The sequence below is a fragment of the Novosphingobium sp. genome (assembly GCF_049240505.1).
Classification (GTDB): domain Bacteria; phylum Pseudomonadota; class Alphaproteobacteria; order Sphingomonadales; family Sphingomonadaceae; genus Novosphingobium.
Genome location: NZ_JBMLSM010000055.1, coordinates 1 through 6,126, shown reverse-complemented (window position 1 = coordinate 6,126; position 6,126 = coordinate 1). Strand labels below are relative to the sequence as shown.

At 60.0% G+C, this 6,126-nt stretch carries 6 protein-coding genes; 1 reads left to right on the top strand and 5 read right to left on the bottom strand.

Annotated elements, in window-relative coordinates; translation table 11 throughout:
* The 4 genes from ACOVQ0_RS04865 to ACOVQ0_RS04850 all read right to left on the bottom strand — a co-directional run.
* Nucleotides 1-2,474, bottom strand: a 2,474-nt coding sequence (locus ACOVQ0_RS04865) for an efflux RND transporter permease subunit (protein WP_421880853.1), incomplete at its 3' end; no start/stop codon positions are given.
* 1 nt (nt 2,475) lies between these two features.
* Nucleotides 2,476-3,588, bottom strand: a complete 1,113-nt coding sequence (locus ACOVQ0_RS04860; protein WP_421880850.1) for an efflux RND transporter periplasmic adaptor subunit — start codon at nt 3,586-3,588, stop codon at nt 2,476-2,478.
* A complete protein-coding gene (locus tag ACOVQ0_RS04855) occupies nt 3,582-3,995 on the bottom strand; it encodes a hotdog fold thioesterase (protein ID WP_421880847.1) in 414 nt (137 codons plus the stop codon). The genes ACOVQ0_RS04860 and ACOVQ0_RS04855 overlap by 7 nt, the downstream gene beginning before the upstream one ends.
* Entirely contained in the window at nt 3,992-4,879 is an 888-nt protein-coding gene (locus ACOVQ0_RS04850) for an alpha/beta fold hydrolase (protein WP_421880844.1), read from the bottom strand. The genes ACOVQ0_RS04855 and ACOVQ0_RS04850 overlap by 4 nt, the downstream gene beginning before the upstream one ends.
* Before the next feature lie 74 nt (nt 4,880-4,953).
* Here ACOVQ0_RS04850 and ACOVQ0_RS04845 point away from each other — a divergent pair, with 74 nt between their 5' ends.
* The gene (locus ACOVQ0_RS04845) at nt 4,954-5,427 is read left to right on the top strand and encodes a MarR family winged helix-turn-helix transcriptional regulator (RefSeq protein ID WP_069309381.1); all 474 of its coding nucleotides are present in this window, start codon (nt 4,954-4,956) and stop codon (nt 5,425-5,427) included.
* A gap of 278 nt (nt 5,428-5,705) precedes the next feature.
* Here ACOVQ0_RS04845 and ACOVQ0_RS04840 read toward each other — a convergent pair.
* Nucleotides 5,706-6,126, bottom strand: a 421-nt coding sequence (locus ACOVQ0_RS04840) for a tyrosine-type recombinase/integrase (RefSeq protein ID WP_421880841.1), incomplete at its 5' end; no start/stop codon positions are given.

Below are 6,126 nucleotides of genomic sequence, written 5' to 3'. Positions count from 1 at the left end.
ACCTTCGTAACCGCGACGCTCAGCGCTACGCCGGGGGCTGTATTCGCCTGCACTGAAATCTGGCGCGATCGATCAATACGGTCGATCTCCGCGGCGCTTAATGCCACTTCGACATCGGCGATTGCTGCCAGATCGACCAGCGTGCCTTGTCCGGTTCTGAGTGGCAGTGCCTGAACATCCGAGAGGGTCTGCCGATTAATTTCGTCGAGGCGCACGCGGACATCATAGCGCCGCCCGTCGGCTTCGAAGGTTCCCGCATCACTACCTCCGACCAGCGTACGGGAGGCCGCGGCAAGGCTGCGCGCCGATATGCCGAGGTCCGCTGCGCGGTCACGATCAAGCACAATCTGCAATTCGGGTCGGCCGCCCTCATAGGTGGAGCGGACGTCGACGAAATCGGGCCGGGCGGCGAGTTCACCTTGTAGCCATTGGGCATAATCGTTGATCGCCGCAGTATCACTTCCGGTGATGATAAGCTCGATGGCAGCTTGCCCGACACCTCCGCCGGACACCCAGGGAACCTCCGCCACAGATACCTCGCGCGCTCCGACGACACCTTCACTGAGGGCGTCGCGCGCGAAGGTCATCAGGTCATCTTGCGACAGGTCACGGGTCCGCTTGGGGGTCAGCCCGACATAGATATCGATTTCGTTGACCTTGGGATTCGTGCCGCTTCCCGCGCTCGCAAACACCAGTTCGACCTCCGGGTTTTCACGCAGGATGACATCAGCTTGCTGGGCTGCATCCCGCGCTCCGGTGATCCCTGTGCTCAGGGGCAGCTTGACCGTCGCGAGAAATTCCGATCGATCAGTGGTGGACATAAATGTGCTCGGCACAAGCCCGGCAAAAAATCCGCCGACAAGAACGCTCGCCAGAGCGCCAGCGAGCACCACATACCGTCTGCCAATTGCCCAGCTGACGAGTCGTTCGTAGCGCAAGCGCATCCCGACATGAAATCGCTCTATACGTCCCAGCCAGCCATCTTCCGGATGTTCCGGGCGCAGCAATCGGGCCGACAGGGCTGGCGTCAACGTGAAGGCAACCAGCATCGAAACGCTGACGGAAAACACGATCGCCAGTCCATATTGGAAGAAGAAACGCCCGACGATGCCCTCCATGAAGGCGATCGGCACGAAGACCGCCAGCGTTGCAAATGTGCCTGCCAGCACCGCCAGTGCGACGCGCTTGGTTGCCGCATGTGCCGCCTCGGTTGCATCCACGCCGGCATCGACATCATTCTGGACTGCCTCTACCACCACGATGGCATCATCCACCAACAGACCAATCGCCACAGTGAGTGCCAGCAGGGTGATCATGTTGATGGTGAAATCAAATGCGGCGAATGCGACGAAGGTGGAAACGATCGAGGTCGGAATGGCGAGTAGAACGATGATCGTCGCGCGCCAGCTCAACAGGAACAGAAAGGTTACGGCCACCACCAGCAACACCGCGATGACAAGATCGAACAGCACGTCCCCGATTGCCTGTTCGATGAAGCGCGATGTATCGCGTGCGATAACGAGTTCGACCCCATCCGGTGCACTTGCGCTTATGTCGTCGATTGCGGCCCGGATCTGCTCTGCGACTGCGACGGTGTTTTCACCACTCTGTTTGCGCACTTCGAGCACCACACCAGGCTTGCCATCGAGCTGCGCATAGCTGGTTTCATCTTCGACCGAATCTTCGACGCGGCCGACATCGCCTATACGGACGGTCTGGCCATTCGGGCGATAGGCAATCGGAATCCTCGCGAACTCGGCTGCGCTCGCCGCTTCGGCGAGTGTGCGGATGCCGAATTGGCGTGTCCGCCCCTCCGTCACCAGCCTTCCGCCCGGAAGCTCCGCGTTTTCACGCTGGATTGCCGAGAGCACATCGTCTGCCGTTATGCCGCGTGCACGCATGGCGGATGCATCCAGCCATATGCGCATTTCGCGTTCGCGCCCTCCGACAAGTTCGACCGAGCCGACCCCCGGAACGCGCTGCAACCGTTCCTTCACGTCCTCGTCCGCAAAGGTGGTCAGATCGCGGATCGGCATATCGCCGGACAAGAGAACTGACAGGATAGGCGCAGCGTCGGGATCAACCTTTTCGATCACCGGCGGCTCTGCATCGGCGGGCAGATCAGCACCAAGCCGCGACATCTTGTCACGGACTTCCTGGGCCATGAGGTCGGCGTCTTGTTCGAGCTCAAACTCGAGATTGACGATGCTCACCCCTTCGGCGCTGACAGAACGCATCTGACGCAGGCCCGCGATGGTGTTGAGCTGCTCTTCGACGATATCGGTGACTTCTGTCTCGATCGTCCCAGGCGACGCGCCGGGCAGTGTGGTGGTTACCGACACGTAGGGGAATTCGACTTCGGGAAACAGATCGACTCCGAGGCGACCGAAGGAAACAAGGCCAAGCACGACGAGCGAGACTATCAGCATCGTCGCAAAGACCGGACGCCTGATCGAAACGTCGGCCAGCCACATATTACTTCTCGCCGGTCGTGCGGCGCGGCTTCACCTGCTCGCCGTCGCGCAAGGTTGCCGGAGGATCGATGATCACTTCCTCGCCTGCGGTCAGGCCTGACCGTAGCCGCACCCTGTCGAGGTCGATGCTGTCGAACCTGACCTCGCGGCGCTGAGCCTTGCCATCACGGATGATGAAAAGATGGGCGGCGGAGCTGTCGCCGAGAATTGCTGTTCGGGGCAGAATGATGGCTGCCTCTGGCGGGATCTGGATCTCGGCTCGCGCTGCAAGGCCGGAGCTTATACGGTAGTTCGGATTGGCGATCGGCAGTCGCAATTCGACCATCCGGCTTTCAGGGTCGACCCGGTCGTTGATGATGTAGACGATGCTCTCGAACGGCGCGTCGAACCCTTCGATGAAAACGCGCGCGGGCATGTCTCGCCGCAGCATGTCGACATATTCCTGCGGCGCGTTGACAATCGCCGCGACGGTGCCGAGCTCCTGCAATTGAAGGGCCGCCGACTGGCCGCCTCCCGAGAATCGATTGTTGAGATAGACTCCTTCATCGACCAGGCGCGCGGTCACGACGCCGTCATAAGGAGCGCGGGTAATCGTATCACTCAGGGCCTGCTGCGCGGTGCCGAGTGCGGCATTGGCTTGCGCCTTTTGCGCGCGTGCTACGGCAAGCTGGGTCTCCACCGCATCGACCTGCGCTTTAGAAACGAAACCCTTCGGCGCAAGAGCTATCACGCGTTCATAGCGCCGTTCGGCTTCAATCGCTTGAGCGGTCGCAAGATCGACCGCAGCTTGTGCCTCTGCCACGTTCCGCTGATAGTCGGCTTGTCTGATACGAAAGAGCGGCTGTCCGCGTGATACCCTGTCACCGACTTTCACAAAGATCCGCTCGACCGGGCCTTCGGTGAGCGCTCCGATTGCACTGCTTTGTTTGGCAGCGATAGTTCCGAAAGCCTTCACGGGTTCGTTGAGCAATTCAGTCCGAGCGATCGATGTCTGAACCTCACGCGGGCCTTGCGGTGCTTCTTTTGCAGTCTGGTCCTCAGCCTCGCCGCCTGAACAGGCAGGCAGCAACAGAGCGGCGGCTATCAATGCAGGCACAGAAAGGCGAACTAGCATATGTAGGCGCCTCTGCCGCTCGCCAAAAGTTTGTCGTCAGGCCCAAAAATGCGGGCTTCGGCGACACTGATCTGACGTCCGGTTTTGACAACCTGTCCACGCGCAATGAGCGGGCCAGCGGTCGCGGGCCGATGATAATCGACCCTGAGGTCGGCCGTGGCCGTGGCCCGGGTGCCCAGCATAACCAAAGCGTAAAGGCCTGTGAGATCGATCAGCGCCGCAAGCACGCCGCCATGCGCCGCGCCAAGCACAGGGTTGGAGACGATTTCCTCGTGCCAGGGCATCGTGAGTTCAAGCCCGTCTTCCGAGCAGGATTGGATTTTCAGGCCGAGCCATTGATGGAAGGGCGCAATGTCGAGCATGTCTTGCAAGCCCGCCCGGTCAAGCACCATTGGCTGTTCGCTCATTGCCCCGATCCTGCCGGGCCGTGGTGGCGATTCAGAAAAACGAGGATTGCATTCGAAAATGCATCATTGGCATCGCCCACGACCATATGGGTGGCGTCTGCGATGTCGGTATATTCCGCATGGGGAGCGACTTGACGCAGGTGTGCAACGGCTTCTTCGGAAACAAGGTCGCTCGCCGCGCCGCGAATGAGATGAAGCGGAAGATCCAGACTGGCCGCCGCGTGGCTGAGTTCCTGAAACTGATGCTCCTGATTTTCGGGATTGCTCCGTTTGGCGGCCATGATGTTGCGGATGAACGCTGGATCCCAGTGCCAGTAAAAGCGGCCATCATCCTTTTGCCGGAGATAATGGCGCAGGCCAGCGCCAGCGCCGCGCTTACCGCGATGTGGCATGTAGCGTGCGATAACTTCCGCCGCTTCATCAGTTGACGCAAAGCCGGTTTCGACATGCTGTTCCATGAAGCCCACGACCCGCATTACGCCCTCTGGCTCCATGCGCGGTGCGACATCCACCAATGTGAGCGACGCGAAGCTGCCCTGGGCGAGCTCTCCTTCAGCAAGCAGCCCTGCCAGCCCACCAAGCGATGCACCGACCAGCGCGGGCTTGCGATCCATTCTGGATGCGACCGCAACAAGATCGGCCGCAAAGTCACGTATTTCATAAGCGCCGGCATTCGACCACGCGCTGTCGCCATGGCCACGCATGTCAAAAGCAATTGCGCAAAACCCGGAATCGGCAAGATCGCTCGTAACTCGCTTCCATGCTCTCCGGGTCTGCCCACCTCCATGAGCGAGCAAGACCGGCATCGCGTCAGGCGCGCCGGTGATCTCGGCGGCAAGTTCGATGCCGCCGGCTCCCTTGATGCTGGTTGGTATTGTGGCCATAGCAATTCGGTATACTGTAAGGTGCCTTACAGTAAATATCTTTATTCTCGTTTTGGGGAAGCTATGACCGGATCATGGTAACGCGCTCGGATCAGGCTGCCGATAAAACCGCAGCGAATTTTCTGACCGACACGGATCGGCTCGTCTTTCTTATGGAAGAGGTGACGCGCCGGCTGCGACGCACATTCGATACGTCCTTCGAACAATTCGGGCTCACCCGCACCCAATGGCGCGCATTGGCATATCTTTATCGAACGCCGGGCATGACGCAAACCGAACTTGCCCGGGAGCTTGAGCTGGAGCGAGCAAGCGTTGGTCAGGCCATTGACAGGCTTGAAGAACTGTCGCTCGTTGAGCGACGTAGCGCGGTGAACGACCGGCGCGTATGGCACATCCACCTTATGCCTGCTGCGGTTGAGCTATTACCGAAGCTTAGAGCCGAGGCCGACGCGGTCTACGGACGCCTGCTTGTCGGAACGGACATCGGTGAGCTGGACAAGTTAAGTGCGCTATTGGCCGCGATGCAGGACAATTTGGACCGCAATTAATCCGGTTTGAGTTTCGATATGTCTAGGGATGGTTGCGACGACGAAAGTCAGGTTTCCACCCATCATCGGTCATGAGCAGGGCCGATCCGGGATCCTGAAAGCAGCGTGGCGGATTTTGGCGGAACCAGACATTCAACTCGGTGGCCGGGAGTGACCGGGTCTGGGTCGGGAGCTGCATTTGCTGTTGCGATTGGCAATTCGCCAAAGCAGGTTGCACCTTATCGATGCTTCCGAACACATCCCCGATCACCAGAAGCTTTTCGATAGTTCGTCACAGCTTAGCCCGAAGTCCGGTTGGACATCCGCACCACGTCCCCGCCCTTGCGCAGCTGGTCCAGATGATCGCTCCACCATTGCGCCATCGCCACCCGTTCATCCCAATGCGCGCCGCGATGATAGGCCGCGCGCACCTTGTCGGTGTCGCCATGCGCCAGCGCGCGCTCGATCGCATCAGGGTTCCATTTGCCGCTTTCGTTGAGAAGCGTGGAGGCCATCGCGCGGAAGCCGTGCGCGGTCATTTCATCGGTAGCATAGCCCAGCCGCCGCAAACCGGCATTGATAGTGTTTTCGCTCATGGGGCGGGTGCGGGTGCGCACGGACGGGAAAACGTAGCCGGTCGGCCCTGTCACTGCCCTGACTTGCCGGAACAGCTCTACAGTCTGCCGCGATAGGGGGACATGGTGCGGCTTGCGCATTTTC